The organism is Streptomyces sp. NPDC047000, assembly GCF_040644295.1.
Lineage (GTDB): Bacteria > Actinomycetota > Actinomycetes > Streptomycetales > Streptomycetaceae > Streptomyces.
This window is the reverse complement of sequence record NZ_JBEYWE010000018.1, coordinates 93,951-120,420: the sequence shown is the minus strand read 5'-3', so window position 1 is coordinate 120,420 and position 26,470 is coordinate 93,951. Positions and strand designations below refer to the sequence as shown.

Here is a 26,470-nt window from a genome sequence, read left to right as displayed (position 1 = left end):
ACAACACCCATGCACGTTCTCCACGGCGCGCGCCGTCCCGGCGCAACGCGCGTCACCCTGCTCACCGAAGGAACCTACCCACACAGCCACGGCGGCGTGAGCGTGTGGTGCGACCAGCTCGTCTCCGGCATGCCCGACATCGGCTTCGACGTCATCGCGGTCACCGGCACCGGCCGGGAACCCCTCGTGTGGGACCTGCCCGCGCAGGTCTCCCGGGTCGTCTCCGCCCCCATGTGGGGTCCCGCCCCCGCGGGCCGGCCGGTCACCGGCCGCGCGGAGCGGCGGCTCACCGCGACGTACGAGCAGTTCGTCACCGCCCTGCTGGACCCGTGCGCGGAGGACGGCTTCCCCGCCGCCCTGTACGGCCTGGCGGCGGCCGCGACGGACGGGCGACTGAGCCCTTTCCTGCGCGGCGACCGGGCTCTCGGCGTCCTCACCGGCGTGTGGAACCGTCCCGGTCTCGTCGTGCGCGAGGCCCGGCCGACGCTGCACGACGCGCTCACCGCGACGACCCTCCTGGAGCACGCCCTGCGCCCGCTGGCCACTCCCCCGCCGAAGAGCGGGGTGGCGCACGCCGTCAGCGGCGGTGTGGCCGTCCTGCCCGGGCTGACGGCTCTGCGGCGGCACGGTGTGCCCCTGCTCCTCACCGAGCACGGCGTGTATCTGCGCGAGCGCTACCTCGGCTACCGCACCGCCCCGTACCGCTGGCCGGTCAAGGCGCTGGTGCTGGGCTTCTTCCGGCTGCTGGCCGAGGAGACCTACAGGTGCGCCGCCCTCGTCACGCCGGGCAACCGCTACAACCGTCTCTGGGAGGAGCAGGGCGGTGCGGACCCGGCGCTGATCCGCACCGTCTACAACGGCGTGGACCCGGCCGCCTTCCCGGCCGCCGGCCCGGAGCCCGAGGGGCCGGTGCTGAGCTGGGCGGGCCGGGTCGACCCGATCAAGGACCTGGAGACCCTGATCCGCGCCTTCGCGCTGGTGCGCGAGCGGCTGCCGGACGCGCGGCTGCGGCTGTTCGGCGGCACCCCGCGCGGCGGCGAGGCCTACCGGGAGCGCTGCGAGGCGCTGGCGGCCGGGCTCGGCCACGGTGACGCCGTCACCTTCGAGGGCCGTGTCGACGACATCCGGGACGCCTACGCCGCCGGGAACGTGGTGATGCTGTCCAGCATCAGCGAGGGCTTCCCGTTCACCCTGATCGAGGCCATGTCGTGCGGGCGGGCGACCGTCTCCACCGATGTGGGCGGGGTACGGGAGGCGGTGGGCGGCACGGGTCTGGTCGTACCGCCGCGTGATCCGGCCGCGATGGCCGCGGCCGCCCTGGAGCTGCTGGCCGACACCGCTCGGCGGCGGGCGATGGGAGAGGCGGCCCGGCTGCGGGTGATCGAGCAGTTCACGCTGCGGCAGACCGTCGACGCGTTCCGCGCGATCTACCTCGACCTGGCGGTACGGGGCACGGTCGTGCCGCCCGCCGCCGCGGGGGGCGCGGACCTCGGTGCGGCGGTACAGGCCGCGCCGGCCGGCACCCTCGCGTTACGGAGCGTGGCCGGATGAGCGGGCCCATGGCACTGGAACCGGACGGCGGCGACCGGAACGACACACTGTCGCTGCGGCTCGCCGACGACCGCACCCGCGCGTTCCGGCGGACCGGGCAGGACGGCGACACGCTCGCCCTGCGTGTCGCCGGTCCCCGCGAGGACGCGGTGGACCTGCTGGCCGCCGAGCTCGCGGACCGGGTCGGACCGGCGGTGCATCCGTACGAGGTGGCGGCGCTCCTGGAGTCGGAGGGCCTCACCGTCGAGGCGATCCGCGAGCGCTACGGCCATCCCGATCTGTTCTCGCTGGCGGCGGCCCTGTACGAGCGGGTGCCGCGCAGCTTCCCGGAACCTCTCCGGCCCGCCGATCCCTGGCGGCCCGACCCTGTGCGGTGCGCGCTGCGCGGCGCGCTGTTCGCGCTGCCCGGTCTCGCGTACCTGCTGCTCGGACAGCTGTGGCAGACCGGCCGGCACGGCACCTGGGCACTGATCGTCTCCGGTCTGGTCTCCTGGGCCTGGGGCCAGGCGCTGGGCCACCGTGCCGGGCTGCGGCTGGCGGCCGGCCGGCACGAGGCGGGCCGCACCCTGCTGCTGGGCGCCCCGCTGGGCGCCGCGCTGGCCACGGCGGCGGGAGCGGCGTTCGTCCGCGAGCCCGGGCCCGTGCTGTTCGCGGCGGGCCAGTCGGTCTACCTGGCGGCGGCCGGGGTGCTGCTGGTGCTGCACCGGGAGTGGCTGCTGCTGGCCGCGCTCGGCCCCGTGACGGCCGGTGCGGCGGCACTGCCCTGGTGGCAGCCGGGCGACCCGCTGCGGATCGCACTGCCGCTCGTCTCGCTGTGCGCGGCGGCCGGCGCGGCCGGATGGGCGGTCCGGGCGCTGCTCACCGCGGCCCCCGTCCCGGAGGCGGCGCGCCCGTCCGCCCTGCGGTCGCTGCCGTACGGTGTGTTCGGTCTGGCGGCCGGGGTGCTGGTGCTGCTGGAGGGGCGGCCGCACCCGTGGACGGTGATCGCGCTGACGGTCAGCATGGGTCCCGCCGAGTGGCTGCTGTACCGCTTCCGCGGTCTGTCGGTCGCGGCGTTGCGCGCCACCGCCACCCCGCGCGGCTTCCTGCTGCGCACCACCGCCGTCCTGACGCTCTGTCTGGCCCTGTACCTCGCCCCGCTGCTGCCCGCCGCGCTGCTCACCGGAGCCGAACCACTGCCGGTGCTGCTGCTCGCGGCGACGCTGTGGACGGCGCTGCTGCTCCAGGCGTTCGGGGTGGCGTGGCCGCCCGCGCTGCTGTGCGGCCTGGCCGCCGTCGCCGCCGTGGCGCTGTCCCTGCGTCATTCCCCGCCCGGCCCCGCCGCCCTGTCGCTGTGCTGCGGCGCCGCCTCGGCCGGCCTGGCGCTCTGTGCGCTGCGGGCCCTGGGACGCCCCGCCGCACACGGCTGAACCACACCCGCTCGGGCCACCGGCGTCCGCACCCGTTCACACCCCGCCCGGCCCTGTCACGCCCCCGATCCACCTCTTTTTTCACACCATCACACCATCAATCGCACCATCAACGGGAAGGACCAGAGAGTTGACCCGCGCACCGCTCGCCGCCGTCACCGGAGCCGAGGGCTTCATCGGTTCCCATCTGACCGAGGCCCTGGTGGCCTCCGGACACCGGGTGAGGGCCATGGCCCAGTACAACTCCTTCTCCTCCTACGGCTGGCTGGAGACCCTGCCGCAGGACGTCCTGGAACAGGTCGAGATCGTCCTCGGCGACGTCCGCGACCCCGGTTCCGTCCGGGGCCTCGCCGAAGGGGCCGACTGCGTCTACCACCTGGCGGCCCTCATCGCGATCCCCTACTCCTACCGGGCGCCGCACAGCTACGTCGACACCAACGTCACCGGCACCCTCAACGTGCTGGAGGCGGTCCGCGCGCTGGACGTCCCGCGTCTGGTGCACACCTCCACCAGCGAGACCTACGGCACCGCGCAGACCGTCCCGATCACCGAGGACCACCCCATCCACACCCAGTCGCCGTACGCCGCCTCGAAGGCGGGGGGCGACCGTCTCGCCGACAGCTACCACGCCAGTTTCGGCACCCCCGTGGTGACGCTGCGGCCGTTCAACACCTACGGGCCCCGGCAGTCGATGCGCGCGGTGATCCCCACGGTGATCGGCCAGCTGGCCGCGGGCGAGCACGCCATCACCCTGGGCGATCTGCGGCCCACCCGGGACTTCACCTTCGTCAAGGACACCGCCGCCGCGTTCCTCGCGGTGGGCACCGCGCCCGCCGCCGACGTGGTGGGCCGCACCTTCAACGCCGGTACCGGCGGCGAGATCTCGGTCGGCGACCTGGTCGCGCTGATCGGCAAGGTGATGGGCACCGACGTCGAGGTGCGCGAGGACACGGCCCGGCTGCGGCCCGCGAACTCCGAGGTGATGCGCCTGGTCGCGGACGCCTCCCGGCTGCGTGCCGCGACCGGGTGGGAGCCCGCGCACGACCTGGAGCAGGGGCTCGCCGCCACCGCGGACTTCTTCCGCGACCCGGCCCACCTCGCCCGGTACAAGACCGGCATCTACAACATCTGATCCGTCCGGCACATCGTACGAACCCCAGAAGGAAGAACTTCATGCACGCTGTGATCCTCGCCGGAGGCAAGGGCGTCCGGCTGCGGCCCTACACGACCGCCCTGCCCAAGCCGCTGGTGCCGATCGGCGACCAGCACGCCATCCTGGAGATCGTGCTGCGCCAGCTCGCCGGCGCCGGCTTCACCAGCGCCACCATCGCCATCGGCCACCTGGGCGAGATCATCCGCGCCTACGTCGGCGACGGCAGCCGGTGGGGCATGCGCGTCGACTACGCCACCGAGGACAGCCCCCTCGGCACCATGGGCCCGCTGCTCACCCTGCGGGAGCGGCTGCCCGAGTCGTTCCTGGTGATGAACGGCGACGTCCTCACCGACCTCGACTTCGGCGACGTCCTCGCCCGGCACCGCGCCTCCCGCGCCCCGCTGACCATCGCCACCTACGCGCGCCAGGTGCGCATCGACTTCGGCGTGCTCACCACGGACGTCGGCAGAGTCGTCGGCTTCACCGAGAAGCCGAGCATGGACTACCGGGTGTCGATGGGCGTCTACGGTCTCTCCCGCAGCACGCTCGACGGCTACACACCCGGGCTGCCGCTCGGCTTCGACGAGCTGGTCCTCGACCTGCTCGGCACGCAGGACCCGCCGCACGCCTACGAGTTCGACGGATACTGGCTGGACATCGGCCGCCCCGACGACTACGACCGCGCGAACGCGGAGTTCACCACCCGCAAGCCGCTGCTGCTCAAGGGGGCCTGACCGCCGTCATGCGCATTCTCGTCCTCGGCTCGACCGGCTATCTGGGCGCCCATGTCGCCGCACGCCTGCGCGCCCGGCCCGGCGTCCGGCTGTTCACCGGCGGCCGGGAGGCGGGCGCGCCGGTCCGGGCCGACCTGGCCGCCGACTCCCCCGCCCGACTGGCGCAGAGCATCGGCGCGGTGGCCCCCGACGCGGTGGTCAACTGCGCCGGGGCCGTCGGCGGCGACCCCGCCGTCCTGCACGCGGTCAACGCCCGCGGGCCCGGGGCCCTGTGCGACGCCCTCCGGCAGGCGGCACCCCGGGCCCGGCTGGTGCATCTCGGCTCGGCCGCCGAGTACGGGCCGGGCGAGCCCGGCACCCTGGCGGCCGAGCCGGACCCGGCGCGGCCGGCGTCGGCCTACGGCGAGTCCAAGTGGGCCGGGACGGTGGCCGTGGGCCGTTCGGCGCTGGACGCGGTGGTGCTGCGGGTGGGCAACCCGGTGGGTCCCGGCGCGCCGGACGCCGGGCTGCCGGGCCGGCTCGCCGCCCTGCTGCGCGCGGCGGGGTCCGATCCCGGCGCGGTGATCCGGCTGGGCGACCTGTCGGCGTACCGCGACTTCGTCGACGTACGGGACGTCGCCGCGGCGGCGGAGGCGGCGGCCACCGCTCCCGGGCCGCTGCCGCCGGTGCTCAACGTGGGCGGCGGAGGTGCCGTGCCGGTGCGGGAACTGGTGCACCGGCTCGCGCGGATCGCCGGGTTCCGGGGCCGGATCGAGGAGGACGGCGGTGCCTCGGCCCGCTCCGGCGAGGTGTCGTGGCAGTGCTCGGACATCTCGGCGGCACGGGAGGCGCTGGGCTGGCGGCCGGTGCACGGGCTGGAGGACTCGCTGGCCGCGCTGTGGGCCGCCGCGGGCCTCCGGGACCCGGTCGGCGGCCGTCCGTGAGTGCGCTGGTGCCGCTGTACGTGCACCCGGCCGAGGATCCGGGGGCCTGGCTGCGCGTGATCACGGCGGCCCGCCGCGCCTACGGCGTGGTCCTCAACCCGGCGAGCGGGCCGGGCCGCCGGCCGGACCCGGCGTTCGCGGCGGCGGCCCGCGCGGTGCGGGAGGCCGGCGGCCGGGTCCTCGGGTACGCCGACACCGGGTATGGGGAGCGGCCGCAGACGGAGGTCGCGGACGACGTCGAACGGCACCGCGAGTGGTACGGCGCCGACGGCTGCTTCCTGGACCGGGTGTCCTCGGGGCCGCCCGGACTGCCGGCCTGCCGGCGGCTGGTGAAGCGGATCCGGCGGCTCGGCGCCGCGCCGGTGGTGCTCAACCCCGGGGTGCACCCGGCGCCCGGCTATCTGCGCACCGCCGACCTGGTCGTCACCTTCGAGGGCCACTGGTCGACGTATGTCTCGGCGTTCACCCGGCCGGCCTGGACGGCACGGCATCCGCCAGAGCGGTTCTGCCATCTCGTCTACGGCGTCCCGCAACCGCTGGTACCGCTCGCGGTGCGCACCGCGCGGGAGCGGGGGGCGGCGGTGTACGGCCCGGTGACCGGTGAACTGCCCAACCCGTGGCGGGAGCCGACTCCGGCGCTGGACGAGATGGCCGAGCTGTGACGGCCGGTCCCGGCGGCGGTCAGCGGGCCCAGTCCGGGGTCCAGGTGCCACTGCCCCTGCCCGCGCCCGCGCCCGGGTGGCGGGACGCGGCGGCGGCGAGGTGGTCGCGGAGCAGGGCGAGCGCCGGGTGCGGGTTGTCGGCGTGCCAGATCAGGGAGTGCGGATAGAGCGGCACGGGCTCGCTCAGCCCGATCCGTCTCAGGTCGTAGGAGGCGGGCCACAGGAGATGGGTGCCCTCGCCGACGAAGGTGGCGAGCTCCGCCGAGTCGGCGAGGGCGTCGACGAGCGGCTCGGTGCCGAAGTGCGGGCCCACCACGTCGATGGTGAGCCCGAACGCGGCGGCGAGTTCGTCGTAGAACTGCGCCCATTCGGTGCCCGCGGTGTTGCCCGGCATCCAGATCCGCCGCCCGGCGAGCGCGGCGGGTGCGACCGTGCGGGCGGCGGCGAGTTCATGGCCGGGTCCGGTGAGCAGTTGCAGCGGCTCGTCGAGGACCCGGGTCGCGCGGATGCCGTCGGGCAGCCGGTGCGCGGGGCGGGTGACGGCGCGGAAGGACGCGTCGATGACGCCGGTGCCCAGGGCGGCGAGGGCCGCCTCGGCGTCGTAGAGGGTGACGACGTCCAGTTCCACGTCCGGGCGGGCGCGGTGGAAGGCGCGCAGCAGGGCGGCGGGTGCGAGGCGCCGCCCGATCACGTCGACGCGCAGGGCGCGGCGGCCGGGCCGTACGGAGGCCGCCGCCCGTTCCTCGGCCTCCAGCAGCGCGCGGGCGTGCGGCAGGAACGCCTGCCCGTCGATCGTCGGCCTCGCCCCGCCCGGCGCCCGGGTCAGCAGCCGTACCCCCAGCTCCTTCTCCAGCGCGGCGACCCGCTTGGACACGGCCTGCTGGGTGATCGCCAGGTCGACGGCCGCCTCGTGGAAGTGGCCCAAGTCCACCACGGCGAGGAAGGTCCGGACGGCGTCGAGATTCATGGGCGCAACTGTATTCCCACAACTGTGCGTTGTGAGAGGGATTCAGGTCGGTTGTTTGCGCCGCGGAGTCCTGGCCGCTTGGATGGCACCCGGTCAACGCGGGGTTGTGGTGTCGAGGTGTACGGAGGCGTGAACGAGGTGACGGGGGTGACGGACCTCGAGGTCGGCCGGCGCGGGCGCCGGCGGCGTTCCCCGGCAGGGGAGTTCGGCCGACTGTGGGCAGCCTACGCGGTCAGCTCGCTGGGCACACGGCTCGCGTTCGACGCCTTCCCGCTCGTCGCGATCCGGGTGCTGCACTCGGGGGCCGCCCAGGTCTCGGCGCTGGCCGCGGCGGGGACGGCCGTCGGCGCGGTGGTGGCGGTGCCGCTGGGACCGTGGGTGGAGTTCCGGCGCAAACGGCCCGTGATGATCGCCATGGACCTGATCCGGTGCGCGGCGCTGCTCACCGTTCCGGCGGCGTTCGCACTGGGCGTCCTCACCTTCGCGCAGCTGCTGGTCGTCTCGGTGGTGGTCGCGGCGGCGGACATCGCGTTCGGGGCGGCGAGCGGGGCGTTCCTGAAGACGCTGCTGCCGCGCCGGGACCTGCTGAAGGCCGGCGCGCGCCTGGAGTCCACCACCTGGACCACCACCGTGCTGGGCCCGCCGCTGGGCGGCGCGGCGATCGGCCTGTTCGGCCCGGTGGCGACGGTCGTCGCGGACGCGGTCAGCTACCTGCTCTCGGCGGCGGGAATCGGCACGATGAGCCCCGACACCGAGGGCGGTTCCGGCGGCGGGTCGCGTTCGGGGCGGGCCGGGAAGGGGTCGGCCTCCGGTTCCCGTCCGCGCCCGCGGGACGTGCTGGAGGGCTGGCGCCACATCCTCGCCCACCCCGTGCTGCGTCCGCTGTTCTTCAACACGGTCCTGGTCAACGGTCTGATCATGGCGGTGGCGCCGCCGCTGGCGGTGCTGATGCTCGGGCCGCTGGGCTTCCCGCCGTGGCAGTACGGCCTGGCCTTCGCCGTGCCCTGCCTGGGCGGGCTGGTCGGCGCGAGGCTGTCACGCCCGCTGGTGGCCCGGTACGGAGGCCACCGGGTGCTGCGCACGGCCGGGGCGCTGCGGGCCTGCTGGTCGCTGGGGCTGGCGTTCGTCCGGCCGGGGACGGCGGGGCTGGTGCTGGTCATGGTGGTGGAGTTCGGGCTGATCACCTGCATCGGCGTCTTCAACCCAGTGCTCGCGACGCTGAGGCTGGAGCTGACCCCGGCGGAGAAGGCGGCCCGCACCCTGTCGGCGTGGTCGGTGACCGGCAAGGCGTCGATCGCGGCCCTGACCGCGGCATGGGGTGTCCTGTCCGCCGTGACGACCACCCGCACCGCCCTCGCCGCCGCGGGCCTGCTCCTCCTGGCCACCCCTCTCCTGCTCCCCCGGCGCGCCCCTGCCGGAGCCGGCCCCTGACACCATCACCGGACCGGATCCCCGCAGTCCGGGCCACCCCTGCCCGGCAGGGCCCCACCGGGAGCTTCAGGGCGGTTCAGGGGGTTTCAGGGGCGGAGCCCCTGGGGCCGGGAAAGGGAAGGGGCGGCGGGGGCGAGATCCAGCCGCCCGGCCGAGGGCCCGGGGGCGCAGCCCCTGAGGCCGGTACGGGCCCCGGGGGACGGAAGCCCGTCCGTCACCGCCCCCGCGAGGGAACCCGTCCGCCCAGGTGCGCACCGAGCGGATCGTGGCGCATTCTTGCTGTGTCACCCAGCCGGCGGTGCAGGTGCGCGGACGAGACGGGACCGGATGAACGGGAGCGGAGAGCACGAGGACCGCACCCGCGGGCGGCTGGCCACCTTGCTCGCCGAGGTCTCCACCGAGGCACTCGGCACGGTCGGCGGTCGCGTGGGCGGTGTCTACCTGCGCACCGACACCCCCGGGCTGCTGCGGCTCGCCGTGATCGCCGGGCTGCCGAAGCAGCTGTTCCGGCCCTGGTGGCGCCTGCACGCGGACCGCCCGTTCCCCGTCGCGGACTCCTACCGGCTCGGCGTCCAGGTGGTGCTGCCCGACGCGACCGAGACCATGCGCCGCTATCCCCAGTTCGCTGCCGGGCTGCCCTTCCAGTTCGGTTCGATGTATCTGCCCGTCGTCGGCGAGACGACCACGTTCGGGGTGCTGGTGGTCCTGCACCCGGCGGCCCCGGACGCCGTCGCCGGGCTGCCCGACCGCGACCGGGTCGCCCAGCTGGCCGAGGATCTGGGCGCGGACCTGCGCGAGCTGGCGGGCGGCGACGAGTCGGCGATCGTCTGGGAGGGCGAGCCGATGAACGTACGGCCGCCCTCGGCCGCGCGGCCCGAGCGGGGGCGCGTCGGGCGCTTCACCTGGGATCCGGCGGGCGGCACGGTGACACCGGACGCCAGGTTGCGGGCCATGCTGGCCCTTCCGGCCGGCGAGGACGTGCCGGACGTACCGACCGGACCCGGTGTGCGGGACGCGCCCGACGGACCCGGCGGGAACGTGCGGGCGGAGGCGTTCGCCGACGCGGTGGCTCCCGGCGAGGCCCGGCGGTTCCTCGGCGCCCTGCGGGACACGGGGGCGGGCAGACCGCCGGCGCTGCCGTTGCGGCTGCACGCCGGGGACGGTTCACCCCGGTGGGTGGAGCTGTGGGCGGCGGAGACGGAGCGGCCCTCGGCGCCCGAAGCGGCCGCCCCGGGTCCGGAGGCGGGCCTCCCTCCGGACCCGGGGCGGGCGGGCGGCTGCCTCCGTGCCGAAGGCGGGGCGGCGTCTCCCCCGGCCGCCCCGGCCCCGCCCCCGGCGTCCGCCCGTACCGCTGCCTCTGCCGCGTCCGGGGACCGGACGGCGGGCGCGGGCGGCGGCCCGGGCCCCGGGGTGCACGGCCTCGTCGTCGACCCGGGCCGGGACGCCATGGGCGACTCCGCGGCCGATCTGCTGCCCGGCGGCGTCTTCTGTCTGGACCGCACCGGGCTCGTGCGCTACGTCAATCCGCCCGCCGCCCGGCTGCTCGGCCCCGCGCGGGAGGAGCTGCTCGGGCGGCCCCTGTGGGAGCCCATGCCGTGGTGGAGCCGCTCCCCCTGCGACGACCACCTCCGGGCCGCCCTGCTGTCGCCGGAACCGGTGCACTTCCAGGTGCGCCGCCCGGACGACCGGGGCCGCGACTCCCCCGCCCCGTCCGGCGAGGGCGACGGCGGCTGGCTCGCCCTCTCCGTGTATCCCGGGCCGGACCTCCTGACCTGCACCGTAGCCCCCGTACGGCGGCTGGAGACGCCCGAACCCGATGAGGTGGAACCCACCGGACCACGGCTGTCCCGTCTCCGGGACGACACGGCGGCACCGCCCGGCGGCGCCGCGGTCACGGCCCCGTTCTACCGGCCCATCGCCCTCGCCATCGCGCTCACCGACGCCGTCACCGCCCGCCAGGTGTCCGCGGTCGTGATGCGGGAGCTGCTCCCGGCGTTCGGCGGTCGCCGGCTCGCCATCTACCTGTTGCAGGAGCGCCATCTCTACCTCGCCTGGGAGAGCGGCTTCCCGCAGGGTTTCCTCGCCCCGTTCGACGGGGTGGGCCTGGACGCCCGGCTGCCCGGGGTGGAGACGCTGACCAGCGGGCGGCCGCAGTTCTACGAGTCGATGGACCAGCTGACCGCCGCCTACCCCGGCATGCCGGTGGACGCGCACGAGGGATCGCGCGCCTTCCTGCCGCTGATCGCGTCCGGCCGCCCCGTCGGCTCCTGCATCCTCGGCTTCGAGCGCTCCCGCAGTTTCAGCACCGAGGAGCGCACCGTGCTCACCGCGCTGGCCGGGCTGATCGCGCACGCCATGGAGCGCGCGCAGCGCTACGACAGCGAGGCCGCCCTGGCCCGCGGTCTGCAACAGGCCCTGCTGCCGAGGCGGCTCACGGAACACCCGCACGTCGAGACCGCCGGACGCTATCTGCCGGGCACCGAGGGCATGGACGTGGGCGGCGACTGGTACGACGCGGTGGAGGCCGGGGACGGTCTGGCGCTGGTCATCGGCGACGTCCAGGGGCACGGGGTGCAGGCGGCGGCCACCATGGGCCAGCTGCGCAGCGCCGTACGGGCGTTCGCCCTCAGCGACCAGCCGGCCGATCTGGTGCTCAGCGGTACCAACCGGCTCCTCATCGACCTGGATCCCGGCCAGTTCGCCAGCTGCTGCTACGTACGCCTCGATCCCGTGACCGGCCTGGCCTGTTTCGCCCGCGCCGGTCATCTGCCGCCCCTGCTGCGGGCCCCAGACGGCCGCACCCGGGTCCTCGACCTCCCCGGCGGTGTCGTCCTCGGGGTGGATCCGCACGCCCGGTACCCGATGACGGAGCTGCACATCGAGTACGACGCCGTCCTCGCCCTCTACACCGACGGGCTGGTGGAGCGGCCCGGCGCCGACATCGACGACGGGATCACCGCGCTGCGGGTCGCGCTCGCCAGGGCGGGGGCGCTGCCCGGCCGCCGGGGCGGCCGGTCCCTGTCCGGCACGGCCGACCGGCTCACCGCGAACGCCCGGCACTCCGCCGACCGCCCGGACGACGTGGCCCTGCTGCTCGCGGCCCGGCGGGAACGCCCGCGCGCCGGCCGACGGTGACCCCCGGTCACCTCCCGTCACCGGATGTCACCTCTCTCGCCTCGTGGCGCCGGGCAGGGTAGACATGGCACATGGTCCGACTGCTGGGTCGGCCCGGGTCCCGGCAGCCCCGCCCGCCCGGGGACGGCCGCGCGAAGGACGGGCCCGGACGGCCGGAGGCCGAGGGTCCGCGCCGGTCACTGCGCCGGGGCACGGTCGCCGGGCAGGTGTTCGTCCTGCAGGTGGTGATCGTGCTGCTGCTGGTCGTGTCGGCCGTGGTGGCACTGGTGCTGCAGGCACGCCATGACACCAACCAGGAGGCCCGTAACCGCTCCCTGGCCGTGGCGCAGACCTTCGCCGCGTCCCCCGGGATCGCCGAGGCGCTGCGCGCACCGGACCCCACGAAGCTGCTGCAACCCCACGCCGAGGCGGCGCGCAAGGCGTCCGGGGTCGACTTCATCGTCGTCATGAACACCGACGGCATCCGCTACACGCACCCCAGACCGGACCGGATCGGCAAGAAGTTCGTCGGCACGACCGGGCCCGCGCTGGCCGGCGGCGTCGTCATCGAGGAGATCCGCGGCACGATCGGGCGGCTGGTGCAGGTCGTCGTCCCCGTGAAGGACGCGCGGGGCCGGGTGGTGGGCCTGGTGTCGGCGGGGATCACCACCGCGCACGTCGGCTCGACGGCCGGGAAGCAGTGGCCGGTGCTGCTGGCGGCCTCCGCGTTCGCCCTCGCCCTCGCCACGGCGGGCACCGCGCTGGTGAGCAGACGGCTGCTGCGGCAGACCCACGGCCTGGGCCCGCACGAGATGACGCGGATGTACGACCACCACGACGCCGTCCTGCACGCCGTGCGGGAGGGCGTCCTGATCGTCGGCGGCGACGGCTGGCTGCTGCTCGCCAACGACGAGGCGCGCCGGCTGCTCGAGCTGCCGCCGGACGCGGAGCAGCGCCACGTCCTCGATCTCGGTCTGGACTCCGACACCTCCGAGCTGCTCGCGTCCGGGCGCTCCGCCACCGACGAGGTGCACCTGGTCAAGGACCGGCTGCTGGCGGTCAACCAGCGGCCCACCGACGCCCGGGGCGGTCCGCCCGGCAGTGTCACCACGCTGCGCGACTCCACGGAGCTGCGCGCCGTGTCCGGCCGTGCCGAGGTGGCCCGCGAGCGCCTCGACATGCTCTACGACGCCGGTACGGGGATCGGCACCAGCCTCGATGTGACCCGGACCGCCGAGGAGCTCGCGGAGCTGGCCGTGCCGAGGTTCGCGGACTTCGCCACCGTCGACCTGTACGAGGCGGTGCTGCGCGGCGAGGAACCGCAGCCGGGCACGGAGCTGCGGCGCACCGCGGCGAGCGGAGTGCGTGCCGGTGCGCCGCTGTACCCGGTCGGCAGGCGCATCGACTTCGTGGCCACCTCCCCGCAGGGCCACGGCCTCGCCACCGGCGCGGCCGTCCTGGAGCCCCGGCTGCCGCAGGCGTACGGCTGGCACGCGCAGGACCGGGAGCGGGCGGGGCGGATCGTGGCGTACGGCATCCACTCGCTGATCACCGTGCCGCTGCGGGCCGGGAACCTGCCGCTGGGCCTGGTCAGCTTCTGGCGGGCCGACCAGCCGGAACCGTTCGACGAGGAGGAACTGGCCCTCGCGGAGGAGCTGGTCGCGCGGGCCGCGGTGTCCATCGACAACGCCCGCCGCTACACGCGCGAGCACAGCATGGCGGTGACCCTCCAGCGGAGTCTGCTGCCGCGCAGCCTGCCCGAGCAGTCCGCGCTGGACCTCGCCTACCGCTATCTCCCGGCGCAGGCCGGGGTCGGCGGCGACTGGTTCGACGTGCTGCCCCTGCCGGGGGCGCGGGTCGCCCTGGTGGTGGGCGACGTGGTGGGGCACGGGCTGCACGCGGCGGCCACGATGGGGCGGCTGCGCACGGCGGTGGCCAACTTCTCCGCCCTGGATCTGCCGCCGGACGAACTCCTCGGTCTCCTGGACGAGCTGGTCGGCCGGATCGACCAGGAGGACGAGACGCCGTCCGGCAACGGCGCGCCGGTCATCGGCGCGACCTGCCTGTACGCGGTCTACGACCCGGTGTCCCGGCGCTGTGCCCTGGCGCGGGCCGGGCACCCGCCGCCGGCGGTGGTCCGCCCGGACGGCACCGCGGAGTTCCCCGAGGTGCCCGCGGGACCGCCGCTCGGCCTGGGCGGACTGCCGTACGAGACGGCGGAGCTCGAGCTGGCCGAGGGCAGCCGGCTGGTGCTCTACACCGACGGTCTCGTGGAGGACCGGGACCGGGACATCGACGTCGGCCTGGAGCTGCTGCGCGTCGCGCTGACGGGGGCGGGGCGGACGCCGGAGGAGATCTGCCGGGCGGTGCTGGACTCCCGGCCGACCGCCCGGACCAGGGACGACATCGCGCTGCTGGTGGCCGGTACCCGGGTGCTGGGCGCGGACCGGGTGGCGGCCTGGGAGGTGCCCGCCGATCCGGCGGCGGTGGCGCGGACCCGGGCCTCGGTGACCGGACGGCTGTCGGAGTGGGGTCTCGACGAGCTGGCGTTCACCACGGAACTGGTCCTCAGCGAGCTGGTCACCAACGCGATCCGGTACGGCCGCCCGCCCATCACGGTACGGCTGCTGCACGACCGCACGCTGATCTGCGAGGTCTCCGACGCCAGTACCACCTCGCCGCATCTGCGGTACGCCGCGAACACGGACGAGGGAGGGCGCGGGCTGTTCCTGGTGGCGCAGCTCGCCGAACGCTGGGGCACCCGGTACACGCCCGGCGGCAAGATCATCTGGGCGGAGCAGCCGCTGCCGCAGGGTCAGCGGGGAGGCACATCCGGCGCCGGTGCGGCGGGGCCGGACGGTCCCGAGGGGCGGCCCGGGAGACCCCTGGTCCGTGAGGAACCGGGCTTTCAGGATGCAGTGCAAGGCGCGGCGGTGAATCGTGAGAGTGGCCCCGGTCTCTCAGCACGGGCACCGGTGCAGCCATCCGGACCCGAGGAGGAGTCATCATGACGACGTCACCATCCGGCGCACCCCGGTCGTCCGACGACCGCACCACTCCCGACGCCCTGCTCCACACCTACACCGGAACGGAGGTGGCGCCGGAGGACCTGGTGCTGGCCACGGGCCGCGACATCACGCCGAAGACCCTCGAGTGGGCCCGGCGCAAGCTGGCCGAGGAGGGTCCGTCGGCCATGGAGAAGCTGCTGCCGTGAGAACCGGGCCGCGCCGTCCGCGGCCGCCCCCGTCCACGACCACCGCCCGGCCGCACGCACGGCCGGGCGGTGGTCGTGTGTCCGGGGCCGGGTTCCGGGTGACGGGGCGTGTCCCCGGCGGCGGGGAAACCTTCCGGGGCCGCCGGTCGTCTACAGTACAGAGGTTCGTCTACACGAGTGTAGTCACCCTGGATCGGAGAGGCCGCGCCGATGACCGCAGCCCTGTCCCTGTCGTCACAGCTCGCCGTCAACGTACTGGACGCGAGTTCGCTGCTGGCCGCCTTCGGGGTGATCGGTGTCGGGGTGGCCATGTTCGCCGAGACCGGTCTGCTGATCGGGTTCTTCCTGCCGGGCGACTCGCTGCTGTTCACCGCCGGGCTGCTGTGCACGGGGTCGGCCGGGCGGCCCGTGCACCTGTCGCTCGGGCCGCTGCTGGTGCTGGCGGCCGTCGGCACGCTGGCCGGTTCGCAGTGCGGGTATCTGATCGGCAGGAAGGCGGGCGGAGCGCTGCTCACCCGGACCCGTTCGAGACAGCTCAAGGAGGGCGCCCGCCGCGCCGCCGAGCTGATGGAGCGATACGGGTACGCGAAGGCGATCGTCCTGGCCCGCTTCGTGCCGGTGGTGCGCACGGTGCTCAATCCGATGGCGGGCGCGCTGGACGTGCCGGTGCGGACGTTCACCGTGTGGCAGGTGACCGGCGGCCTGGTGTGGAGCGTGGGCCTGATCCTGGCGGGCTACGCACTGGGCTCCTCGATCCCGGGCGTGGACAGATACCTCCTGCCCGTGGTCGCCGTGATCGTCGTGGTCTCGCTGCTGCCGGTCGTGGTGGAGGTCGTACGGGCCCGCCGGGGCGCCGCGCGCGGCAGCAAGGCCACGGAGTCCGACGGCTCCGGCGAGGAGGCCCGCCGGTGAGGCGCGCCCCGGTGGGCACGCGGCGGGACGTCTCCGGCCTGGACCGGGGGGACGTCGCGGAGCTCGCGGGCAGCGTCGGCCTGGGTGCGTGGACGGCGCTCGCCGTGCTGACCATGGTCGTCGTCGGCGGTGACGGCACACCGCTGTTCCTCGACAGCGGTCTGCTGTCCTGGTCGCTCGCCCACCGCCCCGACGCGGCGGTCGCCCTGGCCCGCGGGGTGACGGCGACCGGCACCGGCGTCGTCCCGTACGCGCTGGTCGTGCCGGCCGGGCTGGCCGTCGGCCGTACGGCGCGGCAGCGGGTGACGGCCACGCTGCTGGGACTCGGCTGTCTGCTGGCCGGGCAGCTCACGCGGGCCGTCCTCATGAACCTGGTGGCCCGGCCGAGACCCCCGCACGCCGACTGGCGGACCCATGCCTCCGGCTGGGCGTTCCCCTCCGGCCACACCACCACGTCGGCCCTGACCGCGGGACTGCTGGTCGTCGCCCTGTGCGTCCGGGCACCGCGCGGCAGAGGGGCGCTGTGCGCGGTGGCGGGCTGCTGGGCGGTCCTGGTCGGGCTGACCCGGATCTATCTGGGGGTGCACTGGTTCACCGACGTGATCGGCGGCTGGCTGTTCGCGGCGGGCTGGCTCGGCCTGTGTCTCGCGGCGGCGGCCCGCTGGCTCCCGCCCCGCCTCGTCCACGACGCGACGGGGACTCCCCGCGAGCCCGACGACGCCCCCTGACCCGGCACTGCGCCCCCGGGCCGTTCGGGCCCGGGGGCGCAGTGCTGTCCTGGGCCGATGCCGGGCGGCCCGACCGTCACCGGGTGGTGGACCTGACCGGGGGCGGCGCCAGATAGATGCGCATCGTGCCGTAGCGGACCGGCGACCAGCCGCGGGCGTAGGCCGGCGGGCGGGACGTGGCGGGCACCAGGACGGCCGCCGGCATACGGCGGGCCGTGGCGCGGATCCCCGCGGAGGTGATGTTGGCGTCGTGACCCTTGACCGCCGCCGAGCGGCAGCCCGCGTAGAAGGCGACCGGGATGTTCTGGTCGCCGGTGACCAGGCAGGGCGGGCGGACGTCGAGCCGGTGCAGTTCCGCGGCGAGGCGTGACCAGTGGTTGCGGCCGGCGTGGTCCCGGGCCACGGTCCGGTCCAGGACGTGGTACTGCACCGCGAGGTGCCCGGCGAGGCCGACCGCCAGCAGCGTGACCGCCACCGGACGCCATACGCCGGACGCCGCGGTCACCGTCCTGAGCAGCACGTCGGCGACGGGCAGCGCCAGCAGGGCGTAGGCGGGCAGCAGGAAGCGGGGCGCGGCGTAGCCGATCAGGAAGAGGTAGGGGAAGGCGGCCGAGACGCCGCAGGCGAACGGCACGAGTGTGGCGGCCGTGCGGCGGGCCCGGACGGCGAGCACCAGACCGATCACGGCCAGCACGGGCAGGACGAACCACCACAGGGTGATGGCGGGATTCGGCAGCTGCCCGGTGCAGGGGCGGCACAGGATGCGTCCGCCGAGGCCGCGCATCTGGTCGGTGACGGCGTTGTTCCAGCCCAGGCCGCCCTGGATGCTGGAGCCGTCGTGGAGCCGCTGGGCGAGGCCGCCGTAGCGGACGTACGCCTCGATCACCCACTCCGCGGACCCCGCCACGAGTCCGGCGACGAGGGCGGTGAGCGGCAGCGGACGGCGGGTGGCGGCGGCCAGCACGAGCAGGGGCAGCACGACCCAGACGGCGTCCATGGGCCGCATCAGCGCCATCAGCGCCGTGGCCGCGCCCAGACCCCACAGGGCGGCCCGGTCGCCGCGGTCCGCGCGCAGCCGCACGAAGCAGGCGGCGGCGACGAGCGCGCCGATGGCCACCCAGTAGTTGGGCATGGCCGCGAAGCCGTAGAAGAGCGTCACCCACAGGGTGGCGTAGAGGGCTCCCGCCAGGGCCAGCACGGGCACCGGGAACAGGTTGCGCCAGGTGCGCAGGGCCAGGTAGAGGGCGAGGCCGGAGAGGACGGCGAGGTAGACGCGCAGCATCGGGGTGGACGACGACCAGCTGGTGAGGGGGGCCACCAGGAAGGAGATGCCGCGGGAGCGGGGCGCGCTGAAGTTGGAGGCCGGGGCGTGGGCGCTGACCTGGCTGACGTAGACCGTCTCGTCCCAGCCCAGTCCGGTCGAGGGGCCGACGAGGAGAAGCTGGGCCAGCGCGAAGACGGCCGCCACGACGGCGAGCGGCAGACGGGGATGTCTGTGCCACAGGCCGCCTCCGGACACCGGTGGGGGTCCGCTGACGGGCCGTGACGTGAGAGCGGCGTACGCGCTGCCGGACATCCTTCTCCTCTTGCTCCGCGGCCGGGGGCCGCTGTACCTCCTGCCAGCCTAGGAGCGGCCGGAGCGACACCCTGACGAAATACGGTAAAAGCAGCACTAAAGTCGCCCGTACGGAGAGTAAGAAGGCGTGTCAGGTGCCTCAGGAGGTTGACGTTTGTGCGCGAGGCGCGAGGCGCGAGGCCGCCCCGGCGCCCGGCCGGCGCGGAAGCCGCTCCCGCCCGGGAGTCCACGTCCCGGGCGGCAGCGGGCGGCCGTCAGCGTCCGTTGGGGGTGCGGTGCGGGGGCTGGCCGGGGGCCGGGCGCTGGGGCGGCAGGGGGACGGGCCGGACCGCGGGGTCGGTGGTACGCACGGTCAGTTCCTCCCCGTGATGACGGATCGTCAGCGGCGGCCCCTCCAGCAGGGTGTACGTCGCCTTGTCCGCCCAGATCTCCACCCGCAGCCGGCGGCCGCGGAGTTGCAGGGTGAAGGCGAGCCGGTGGAAGTTCTCCGGCAGGCGCGGCGCGAAGGCCGGTCCTCCGGTACCGGTGCGGCGCATGCCGCCGAACCCCGCGACCAGCGCCATCCAGGTCCCGGCGAGGGAGGCGATGTGCAGCCCGTCGCGGGTGTTGTGCTCCAGGTCCGCCAGGTCCATGAGGGCGGCCTCGGCCGTGTAGTCGTAGGCGAGCCGCAGATGTCCGGCCTGCGCGGCGACGACGGCCTGGACGCACGCCGAGAGGGAGGAGTCCCGGACGGTCAGCGGTTCGTAGTAGGCGAAGTTGCGGGCGATCTGCTCCTCGTCGAACCGGTCGGCGCAGGTGTACATGGCGAGCACCAGGTCGGCCTGTTTGACGACCTGTTTGCGGTAGAGGTCGAAGTAGGGGAAGTGCAGCAGCAGCGGGTACTGGTCGGGGCGGGTGGCCTCGAAGTCCCAGGGCTGGTAGCGGGTGAACCCGGCGTGCTGCTCGTGCACGCCGAGGTCGTCGTTGTACGGCACGTGCATGGCCTCGGCGGCGTCGCGCCAGGCGGCGCTCTCCTCGTCGTCCACCTCCAGCCGGGCCGCCTCGCCGGGATGACGCCGTACGGCGTCGGCGGCGGCCAGCAGGTTCGCGCGGGCCATCAGGTTGGTGTACGTGTTGTCGTCGGCGACCGCGCTGTACTCGTCGGGGCCGGTGACGCCGTCGATGTGGAAGGCGCCCTGCCGGTCGTGGTGGCCGAGGGAACGCCACAGGCGGGCCGTCTCCACCAGCAGCTCCACGCCCATGTCCCGTTCGAACTCGGTGTCCCCGGTGGCCGCGGTGTAGTGCACGACGGCGTCGGCGATGTCGGCGTTGACATGGAAGGCGGCGGTCCCGGCGGGCCAGTACGCCGAGCCCTCGGAGCCCTCGATGGTCCGCCAGGGGAACGCGGCGCCGCGCAGGCCCAGTTGGGCGGCCCGTTCGCGGGCGACGGGCAGGGTGGCGTGCCGCCAGCGCAGCGCCTCGGCGACCGCGTCGGGCGAGGTGTAGGTGAGCAGGGGCAGGACGAAGGTCTCGGTGTCCCAGAACGCGTGCCCGTCGTAGCCGGATCCGGTGAGGCCCTTGGCGGGTATCGCGCGGCGTTCGGCGCGGGCCCCGGCCTGCAGGACGTGGAAGAGGGCGAAGCGGACGGCCTGCTGGATCTCGTCGTCGCCGTCCACCTCGACGTCGGCACGGGCCCAGAAGTCGTCGAGGTACGCCCGCTGTTCGGCGAGCAGGCCGGCCCAGCCGCCGTGCGCGGCGGCGGCGAGGGCGGCGTCGACCTGGTCGCTCATCGCGGGCAGGGAGCGGTTGCCGGACCAGCCGTGCGCGACGAGCTTCTCGACGCGCAGCCGCTGTCCGGGCTCCAGCACGGAGCTGACGGTCAGCCGGGCCACGTCGGCGGTGGACTCGCTGCCGGTGGAGGTGCGGTCGGGCCCGGAGACGACATGGTCGGCGGCCGCGGCGACGCGCAGGCCGCTGCGCCGGGTGCGGTGCACGAGACGCAGCCGGTGTCCCGCGGCGAAGTGCTGCTCCGGCTCCAGCGGGGACGTGAGGGAGACGGCGGCGCGCGGGTCGCCGTCGGCGTCGGGGAGTTGCTCGTTGGCGACCAGCTCGGACTGGATGACCACGCGGGCCCGGCTGCCGACGGCCTCCACCTCGTAGGCGACGGCGGCCACGGCCCGCTGGGTGAGCGAGACCAGCCGGGTCGAGCGCACCCGGACGCGGGTGCCGGCCGGGGAGACCCATTCGCAGGTCCGCTCCAGCGTGCCGGCTCGCAGGTCGAGGGTGCGTTCATGGGCTACGAGACGGCCGTAGCGCAGGTCGAACGGTTCGTCGTCGACGAGCAGGCGCAGGATCTTGCCGTCGGTGACGTTGATGACGGTCTGCCCGGACTCCGGGTAGCCGTAGCCGGCCTCGGCGTAGGGCAGCGGGTGCAGTTCGTGGACGCCGTTGAGGTAGGAGCCGGGCAGGCCGTGCGGTTCGCCCTCGTCGAGGTTGCCGCGCCACCCGACGTGGCCGTTGGACAGGGCGAACACGGACTCGCTCTGGGCGAGCACGTCGAGGCCGAGTTCCGTCTCGCGCACCGCCCAGGGTTCGACGGTGTACGACCGGTGCGTGATCACTCTTCTCCCCCGGCTCCGGCGAGGTCCGCCAGGTCCTTCACGACGATGTCGGCGCCGTGCGCGTACAGCGCGGCCGTCTGTCCGACGCGGTCGATGCCGACCACGTAGCCGAAATGCCCGGAGCGGCCCGCGTCCATGCCGGCCTGGGCGTCCTCGAAGACGGCGGCACGCGCCGGGTCGACGCCCAGGTCGCGGGCCGCGGCGAGGAAGGTGTCGGGACGCGGCTTGCCCGGGAGCTTCCGCTCGGCGGCCACCACGCCGTCGACCCGTACGTCGAAGAGGTCCTCGGTGCCGGTCGCGCGCAGGACGTCGAGGGTGTTGGCGCTCGAGGACACGACGGCGGTGCGCAGTCCCTTCGCGCGCACCGCGTCGATGTAGCGCAGGGTGCCCTCGTACACCTCCACGCCGTGCGTCCTGATCCGCTCCAGCAGCAGGACGTTCTTGCGGTTGCCGAGTCCGTGGACCGTCGCGGCGTCCGGCGGGTCGTCAGGGGCGCCCTCGGGGAGGTCGATCCCCCGGGACGTGAGGAAGGTGCGCACTCCGTCGGCGCGCGGACGTCCGTCGACGTAGCGGTCGTAGTCGTCGCCCGCGTCGAAGGGCCGGAAGTCCGGGCCGTCGCGGTCCTCGAGGTAGGCGTCGAACATCTCTTTCCAGGCGGCGGCATGGACCGCCGCCGTCCTGGTGACGACGCCGTCCAGGTCGAAGAGGCAGGCCAGGATGTCGTCGGGCAGACCGAGCTCTGTCATACACAGCACCTTTCCCCGAGTGGTGCCGTCCACCGGGTGGCGCACACCACATGATGCGTACGGTCCGGGAACTCGCCGCCGGCGCGGGAAGTTCCGCCGTCCGGACACCGGCCGTTGTGCGCCGGGGACGGCGTCGGGTCCGCGCGCGGGTGCGAGACTCTGCGGTGTGCCGCTGACTTTCGACGACCTCCTGCACCGCGCCCGCGCCCTCACCGGAGGCGGACGGCGTGCCCTGCTCGGCATCGCGGGCAGCCCCGGCGCCGGGAAGACGACGCTCGCCGGACGGCTGGTGCGCGCGCTCAACGGGTCCGGCGATCCCTGGGTGGCGCATGTCCCGATGGACGGCTTCCACCTGGCCGACGCCGAACTGGACCGCCTGGGTCTGCGCGACCGCAAGGGCGCCCCGGAGACCTTCGACGCGGCCGGGTACGCGGCGCTGCTGCGGCGGTTGAGGGACGGGGACGGAAGCGGCGGGGACGCCGGGGAGGTCGTGTACGCGCCCGGGTTCGAGCGTGTGCTGGAGCAGCCGCTCGCCGGGGCGGTCCCGGTGCCGCCGTCGGCCCGGCTCGTCGTGACCGAGGGCAACTATCTGCTGCTGGGCACGGGCGCGTGGGCCCGGGTGCGGTCGGCGCTGGACGAGGTGTGGTTCTGCGAACTGCCCGAGCCGGAACGGCTGCGGCGGCTGATCGCGCGTCACGAGGAGTTCGGCAAGGGCCACGAGGAGGCGGTGGCCTGGGTACTGCGCTCCGACCAGCCCAACGCCGACCTGATCGAGGCCACCGGGGACCGGGCCGATCTGAGGGTGCCGATGACGGAGCTGGACGCCACGGCGGACGGCTGACCGCGCTCACGGCGGCGCCGCCGGTTGAACCCCGGGCGGGTGTGCGCCGTACCCGTGTGTACGGCAGAGGGTCTGCCGGTACGACGTGTGCAGCGGTGACGCCGGGCGGGGCGGCGGGAGCGATGCGGCGGCGGGGCCGTACGGCGGTCCCCGCCGGCTCCCGCCCCGTCCGGGGGCGGTCATCGCGGGGTGGACGACGGTGCGCGCACAGCAGACGGACCTGCCCTCCGGCGGCCCGGACGGCACCCGCGCCGCACGGCCCGCGGCGGCGGCCCGGTGGTCCTGGCCGCGCCGGGCCCGCTCACGGCTGTCCGGCGGTCTGCGGCGGCACCGCCGCCGGCTGGTGCCGCTGCTGGTGGCGCTGCTGCTCGCCCAGATGGCCGCGGTCATGGTGACCACGGCGGTCGAGCAGACTCCCACGGTGGACGAGCCGGTCTACGTCGGCACGGCCGCCGTGTATCTGCACGAGCACAGCCTGGACTACAACCCGGAGCACCCGCCGCTGGGCAAACTGGTCGTCATGGCCGGTGTGGCGGCGGCCGGTCCGCACTTCGACGCCTCCTACCGGGGCGACCAGGGGCAGTTGGGGCGGCATCTGCTCTACGAGTCGGGCAACGACCCCTGGCGGCTGATGCTGTGGGCGCGGCTGCCGGTGATCGCGCTGACGCTCGCCTTCGGTCTCGTCGTGTTCGCGTTCGCCAGGGATCTGGCCGGGGCCGGGGGCGGGCTGCTCGCCCTCACGCTGTACACGTTCTCCCCCGATGCCGTCGCCCACGGCTCGCTGGCCACCCTGGACGTGCCGATGGCGGGTTTCCTGCTCACCTCGGTGTGGCTGCTGCGGCGGGCGCGGCACGTCTCCGGGGTGACCGGCCGGACGGTCGCACCGAGCGGACCCCGGCTGTGTCCGCCGCTCGCCGGGGCGGCGCTGGGGGCGGCCGTGGCCACGAAGATGAGCGCGCTGCCCGCCGTACCGGTGCTGCTGCTCCTGGCGGTCGCCGGAGCGTGGGAGGAGCGCGGCGCCCGGGGTGCCGGACGCCGCCGGCTGCTCGTCCTCGGGCTCGGCCGGGCCGCCGTGGTGGCCGCCGTCGCGGTGGCCGTGGTCTGGGCGTCGTACCTCGCGGTGGATCCCCGGCTGCGCTTCTCCCCCGTCGCACCGGTGCCGGTGGTGCACGGGCTGCGGGAGCGCCTGGTGGAGCTGCTGCCGCTGCCGGGCGCCTACCGGGCCGGGATGCGCGTCCAGTTCGGTCTGGAGGACCATGCCTGGCAGGGCTTCCTGTTCGGGCATCTCTACACCGGTTCACGCTGGTACTACCTGCCCGCGGCGCTCCTGGTGAAGACGCCGCTGGGCATGCTCGCGCTGTGGGCGGCGGGCGCCGTCGCCCTGCTCGCCGTACGGCGGCTGCGGCCCGCCGCACCGTACGTACTGCTCCCGCCCGCCGTACTGCTGGGTGCCGCCATGACCGGCACCCGCGACTTCGGCACCCGGTACGTGGTGTTCCTGCCGATGTTCCTCGCGGTGGCGGCCGGCTGTGTCCTGACGGTGCGGCTGCGCCGGACGCCGGTGGTGACGGGGGCGCTGGCGCTGTACGTCGCGGTGAGTTCGCTGCTGACGTTCCCGTACTACCTGCCGTACTCCAACGAGGCGTTCGGCGGTCCCGCCGGGACGCATCTGCGGCTGCACGACTCCAACGTCGACTGGGGCCAGGACCTCGGCAGACTCGCCGACCGGCTGCGCGAGCGGTATCCGGGCGAGCGGGTGTGGCTGGTCTACAAGGGCAGCGGGGTGCCGTCGTACTACGGCATCCACGCGCGCGACCCCCGCGGGGTGCCGCCCGGCGAGGTGCACGGGCTGCTGGTCGTGTCGGACTCGTGGGTGGCCAAGGCACGGGGGCGGCTGGCCATGCTGATCCGCACCGGCCGGGCGGTCGACGAGGTCGGGCACTCGATCACCGTCTACCGGCGCTGACCGGCCGGGACCGCGGCGCCGTGCCGCCCCGCGCACCGGCCGCGGCGGCCCGGGGCGCCCGCCGGCGCCGTCCTGCGGGCATGCCGGCCGGGCCGCCGTGTGAGCTATGTTGAATGATCGTGGCAGACAAAGGAGACGCACCCGTGCCATCGCCGCAGCAGGCACGCGCGCAGGCCGCCGCGATCACCTCGGGCAGGACCGCGCCGGAGGCGGAGGCGGCGCCGACCTCCCAGCTCAGGGAGCTGTTCGACGGGCCGCGCCTGTCGCCCGGGCAGCGGCGGATCGCCCAGTACCTGATCGAGCACATCGCCGAGGCGGCGTTCCTGTCGATCACGGAACTCGCGGACCGGGTCGGGGTCAGCCAGCCGTCGGTCACGCGGTTCGCCGCCGCGGTGGGCTTCAGCGGCTACCCGGCGCTGCGGGAGAGACTCCAGGCGGCGGCCCTGAGCAGGCTGGCGGGCGGTCCGGGCGCGGCCGAGACCGACCGGAGCAACGAACTCCAGGCGGCCGTCGACGCCGAGATCGCCAACCTCCAGAACCTGCGCCACGACTTCGCCGATCCCGACCGGGTCATCCGGGTCGGCCGCGAGCTGTCCCGCTCGGCCCCGCTCACCGTGCTCGGGCTGCGCATCTCGGTGTCGCTCGCGGAGTACTTCGCGTACGCCGCCCGCCGGATCCACCCGGACGTCCGGCTGGTGACCCACGGCGGCAGCGTCGCCTACGACACCCTGTTGCAGTCCAGGGAGGCGGGCGGCACCTGGGTGCTGGCCTTCGGGATGCCCCGGCACCACCACGAGACGCTGAACGCGCTCCAGGTGGCCCGCTCCGCCGGGCTGCGGATCGCACTGGTCACCGACCTGGGCCTGGGCCCGCTGGCCGACGAGGCCGAGGTCGTCTTCGCCACCGGTACCGGCTCCCGCCTGGTCTTCGACTCGTACGCGGCACCCGGCCTGATGTCCGCCGCGCTGCTCCAGGCGATGACCGACGCCGACCCGGAGCGCACCTGGGCACGGCTCGAGGAGTACGAGCAGCTGGCCGAGCGGCGGCAGTTCTTCCTGAAGGACTGAACCGTCCCGGCGGAGAACCGGGCGTCGCGGGAGGCGGGCGTCACACGGTGACATAGGCGGATCGTTCATCCCATTCACCTCATATCCCGCATGAATGTTTTCATACGCCTTGCAAACCGAACGACATATATAAATACTGCAAACGGATTCCCACCTGCCCCGAGAAAGCCGACGGACCGCTCATGCGCCACTCGCACCCGCTGCCGCGCAGGCACCGTCCGTCACCCGGGGCACCGCACGCCCACCCCCGGCCGCCGTCGCCTACCCACGTCGGCGCCTGGGGTGTCCGGCGGGGCATCGCCGTCCCCTGTGCGAACGCCCGCCCACGGCGGCCCCGGTCATCCCCTGGACCGGGGCCGCTTCCGACCCCTCGGACCCGTCGGACCGCCCCCGCCACGCCGCACCCCCGGAAGCGATGACCATGCCCGTGACGACCACGCGTCTCAGCCCCGACTGGCCGTGCCAGGTGAAGACGCCAGGCAGCTACGACTGGGAACGCTCCGCCGCCAGATGGCTGCGCGAGCTGGTCCCGGCGCGCTACGCCAGTTACCCCGTGCTGCTCCGCCACCCCGTCCTGCTGGCCCGGCACGCGCAGATCCAGGTCCAGCAGGAGATCCGGGTCGCCAGGACCGCGCTGCAGACGGCGCGCGCCGACCTGCCCCGGCTCGGTATGCCCGAGTCGGTGATCGAGCACACGATCAAGCTGTACGCGGCCGAGGTCCTCCAGTTGCAGCACATCGCGCGCAGCGTCCGCGCCGTCACCGACGCCCTGGTCGGTCCCGGCGCAGCCCGCTGACCTCGCCCGGGGGACGCCCGGCGGCCTGCCCGGAGCCGCCACCGCCGGGCGGGCCGGGAGCAAACGGTCCCGTGATCCGA

Annotated in this window: 20 protein-coding genes; 16 read left to right on the top strand and 4 right to left on the bottom strand. The window is 74.8% G+C overall.

Annotated features, from left to right (window positions below; translation table 11 throughout):
• Window positions 1-9: 9 nt before the first annotated feature.
• The 6 genes from pelF (at window position 10) to ABZ862_RS25745 (ending at window position 6,432) form a co-directional block, all read left to right on the top strand.
• Window positions 10-1,551 carry a GT4 family glycosyltransferase PelF gene (gene pelF / locus ABZ862_RS25770; protein ID WP_360962324.1) on the top strand — a complete coding sequence of 514 codons (1,542 nt, stop codon included), beginning with the start codon at window positions 10-12 and terminating at the stop codon, window positions 1,549-1,551.
• Window positions 1,548-2,960: a hypothetical protein gene (locus tag ABZ862_RS25765; protein WP_360962322.1), complete on the top strand. Its 1,413-nt coding sequence runs from the start codon at window positions 1,548-1,550 to the stop codon at window positions 2,958-2,960. The genes pelF and ABZ862_RS25765 overlap by 4 nt, the downstream gene beginning before the upstream one ends.
• A gap of 130 nt (window positions 2,961-3,090) precedes the next feature.
• Window positions 3,091-4,092 (top strand): GDP-mannose 4,6-dehydratase, encoded by a 1,002-nt coding sequence (locus ABZ862_RS25760; RefSeq protein ID WP_360962320.1) that lies wholly within the window; start codon window positions 3,091-3,093, stop codon window positions 4,090-4,092.
• Window positions 4,093-4,133: 41 nt separating this feature from the next.
• Entirely contained in the window at window positions 4,134-4,847 is a 714-nt protein-coding gene (locus ABZ862_RS25755) for a sugar phosphate nucleotidyltransferase (RefSeq protein WP_360962317.1), read from the top strand.
• Between the two features lie 8 nt (window positions 4,848-4,855).
• Window positions 4,856-5,770: an NAD(P)-dependent oxidoreductase gene (locus ABZ862_RS25750; protein ID WP_360962314.1), complete on the top strand. Its 915-nt coding sequence runs from the start codon at window positions 4,856-4,858 to the stop codon at window positions 5,768-5,770.
• The gene (locus ABZ862_RS25745) at window positions 5,767-6,432 is read left to right on the top strand and encodes a spherulation-specific family 4 protein (RefSeq protein ID WP_360962311.1); all 666 of its coding nucleotides are present in this window, start codon (window positions 5,767-5,769) and stop codon (window positions 6,430-6,432) included. The genes ABZ862_RS25750 and ABZ862_RS25745 overlap by 4 nt, the downstream gene beginning before the upstream one ends.
• 19 nt (window positions 6,433-6,451) lie before the next feature.
• Here the strand turns inward: ABZ862_RS25745 and ABZ862_RS25740 are convergent, their stop codons facing one another.
• The gene (locus ABZ862_RS25740; protein WP_360962308.1) at window positions 6,452-7,399 is read right to left on the bottom strand and encodes a LysR family transcriptional regulator; all 948 of its coding nucleotides are present in this window, start codon (window positions 7,397-7,399) and stop codon (window positions 6,452-6,454) included.
• Between the two features lie 147 nt (window positions 7,400-7,546).
• On the opposite strand from ABZ862_RS25740, the gene ABZ862_RS25735 reads away from it, so the two are divergent.
• The 6 genes from ABZ862_RS25735 to ABZ862_RS25710 all read left to right on the top strand — a co-directional run bounded on the left by ABZ862_RS25735 (window position 7,547) and on the right by ABZ862_RS25710 (window position 16,798).
• Window positions 7,547-8,830, top strand: coding sequence for an MFS transporter (locus ABZ862_RS25735; RefSeq protein WP_360962461.1), 1,284 nt, complete (start codon window positions 7,547-7,549; stop codon window positions 8,828-8,830).
• Between the two features lie 327 nt (window positions 8,831-9,157).
• The gene (locus ABZ862_RS25730) at window positions 9,158-11,965 is read left to right on the top strand and encodes a SpoIIE family protein phosphatase (RefSeq protein WP_360962306.1); all 2,808 of its coding nucleotides are present in this window, start codon (window positions 9,158-9,160) and stop codon (window positions 11,963-11,965) included.
• Between the two features lie 71 nt (window positions 11,966-12,036).
• Window positions 12,037-14,955, top strand: a complete 2,919-nt coding sequence (locus tag ABZ862_RS25725) for a SpoIIE family protein phosphatase (RefSeq protein ID WP_360962303.1) — start codon at window positions 12,037-12,039, stop codon at window positions 14,953-14,955.
• Complete coding sequence (locus ABZ862_RS25720; RefSeq protein ID WP_360962300.1) at window positions 14,952-15,158, top strand: hypothetical protein; 207 nt, start codon at window positions 14,952-14,954, stop codon at window positions 15,156-15,158. The genes ABZ862_RS25725 and ABZ862_RS25720 overlap by 4 nt, the downstream gene beginning before the upstream one ends.
• A 210-nt stretch (window positions 15,159-15,368) precedes the next feature.
• A complete protein-coding gene (locus tag ABZ862_RS25715) occupies window positions 15,369-16,070 on the top strand; it encodes a DedA family protein (protein ID WP_360962297.1) in 702 nt (233 codons plus the stop codon).
• 38 nt (window positions 16,071-16,108) lie between these two features.
• Complete coding sequence (locus tag ABZ862_RS25710; protein ID WP_360962458.1) at window positions 16,109-16,798, top strand: phosphatase PAP2 family protein; 690 nt, start codon at window positions 16,109-16,111, stop codon at window positions 16,796-16,798.
• Between the two features lie 76 nt (window positions 16,799-16,874).
• On the opposite strand, the gene ABZ862_RS25705 is transcribed toward ABZ862_RS25710, so the two are convergent.
• The 3 genes from ABZ862_RS25705 to ABZ862_RS25695 form a co-directional block, all read right to left on the bottom strand.
• On the bottom strand, window positions 16,875-18,374 hold the full coding sequence (locus ABZ862_RS25705) for a hypothetical protein (RefSeq protein WP_360962294.1): 1,500 nt from the start codon (window positions 18,372-18,374) through the stop codon (window positions 16,875-16,877).
• A gap of 254 nt (window positions 18,375-18,628) precedes the next feature.
• The gene (locus ABZ862_RS25700) at window positions 18,629-20,974 is read right to left on the bottom strand and encodes a glycosyl hydrolase family 65 protein (protein WP_360962291.1); all 2,346 of its coding nucleotides are present in this window, start codon (window positions 20,972-20,974) and stop codon (window positions 18,629-18,631) included.
• Window positions 20,971-21,720: a beta-phosphoglucomutase family hydrolase gene (locus ABZ862_RS25695; RefSeq protein WP_360962288.1), complete on the bottom strand. Its 750-nt coding sequence runs from the start codon at window positions 21,718-21,720 to the stop codon at window positions 20,971-20,973. Before ABZ862_RS25695 ends, ABZ862_RS25700 begins: the two co-directional genes overlap by 4 nt.
• A 166-nt stretch (window positions 21,721-21,886) precedes the next feature.
• On the opposite strand from ABZ862_RS25695, the gene ABZ862_RS25690 reads away from it, so the two are divergent.
• The 4 genes from ABZ862_RS25690 (at window position 21,887) to ABZ862_RS25675 (ending at window position 26,390) form a co-directional block, all read left to right on the top strand.
• Window positions 21,887-22,561 (top strand): nucleoside/nucleotide kinase family protein, encoded by a 675-nt coding sequence (locus ABZ862_RS25690; RefSeq protein ID WP_360962285.1) that lies wholly within the window; start codon window positions 21,887-21,889, stop codon window positions 22,559-22,561.
• A gap of 376 nt (window positions 22,562-22,937) precedes the next feature.
• Complete coding sequence (locus tag ABZ862_RS25685) at window positions 22,938-24,527, top strand: phospholipid carrier-dependent glycosyltransferase (protein WP_360962455.1); 1,590 nt, start codon at window positions 22,938-22,940, stop codon at window positions 24,525-24,527.
• Between the two features lie 143 nt (window positions 24,528-24,670).
• Window positions 24,671-25,594 (top strand): MurR/RpiR family transcriptional regulator, encoded by a 924-nt coding sequence (locus ABZ862_RS25680; protein WP_360962282.1) that lies wholly within the window; start codon window positions 24,671-24,673, stop codon window positions 25,592-25,594.
• A 415-nt stretch (window positions 25,595-26,009) separates the two neighbouring features.
• Window positions 26,010-26,390, top strand: a complete 381-nt coding sequence (locus tag ABZ862_RS25675; RefSeq protein WP_360962279.1) for a hypothetical protein — start codon at window positions 26,010-26,012, stop codon at window positions 26,388-26,390.
• The last annotated feature ends 80 nt before the right edge of the window (window positions 26,391-26,470 follow it).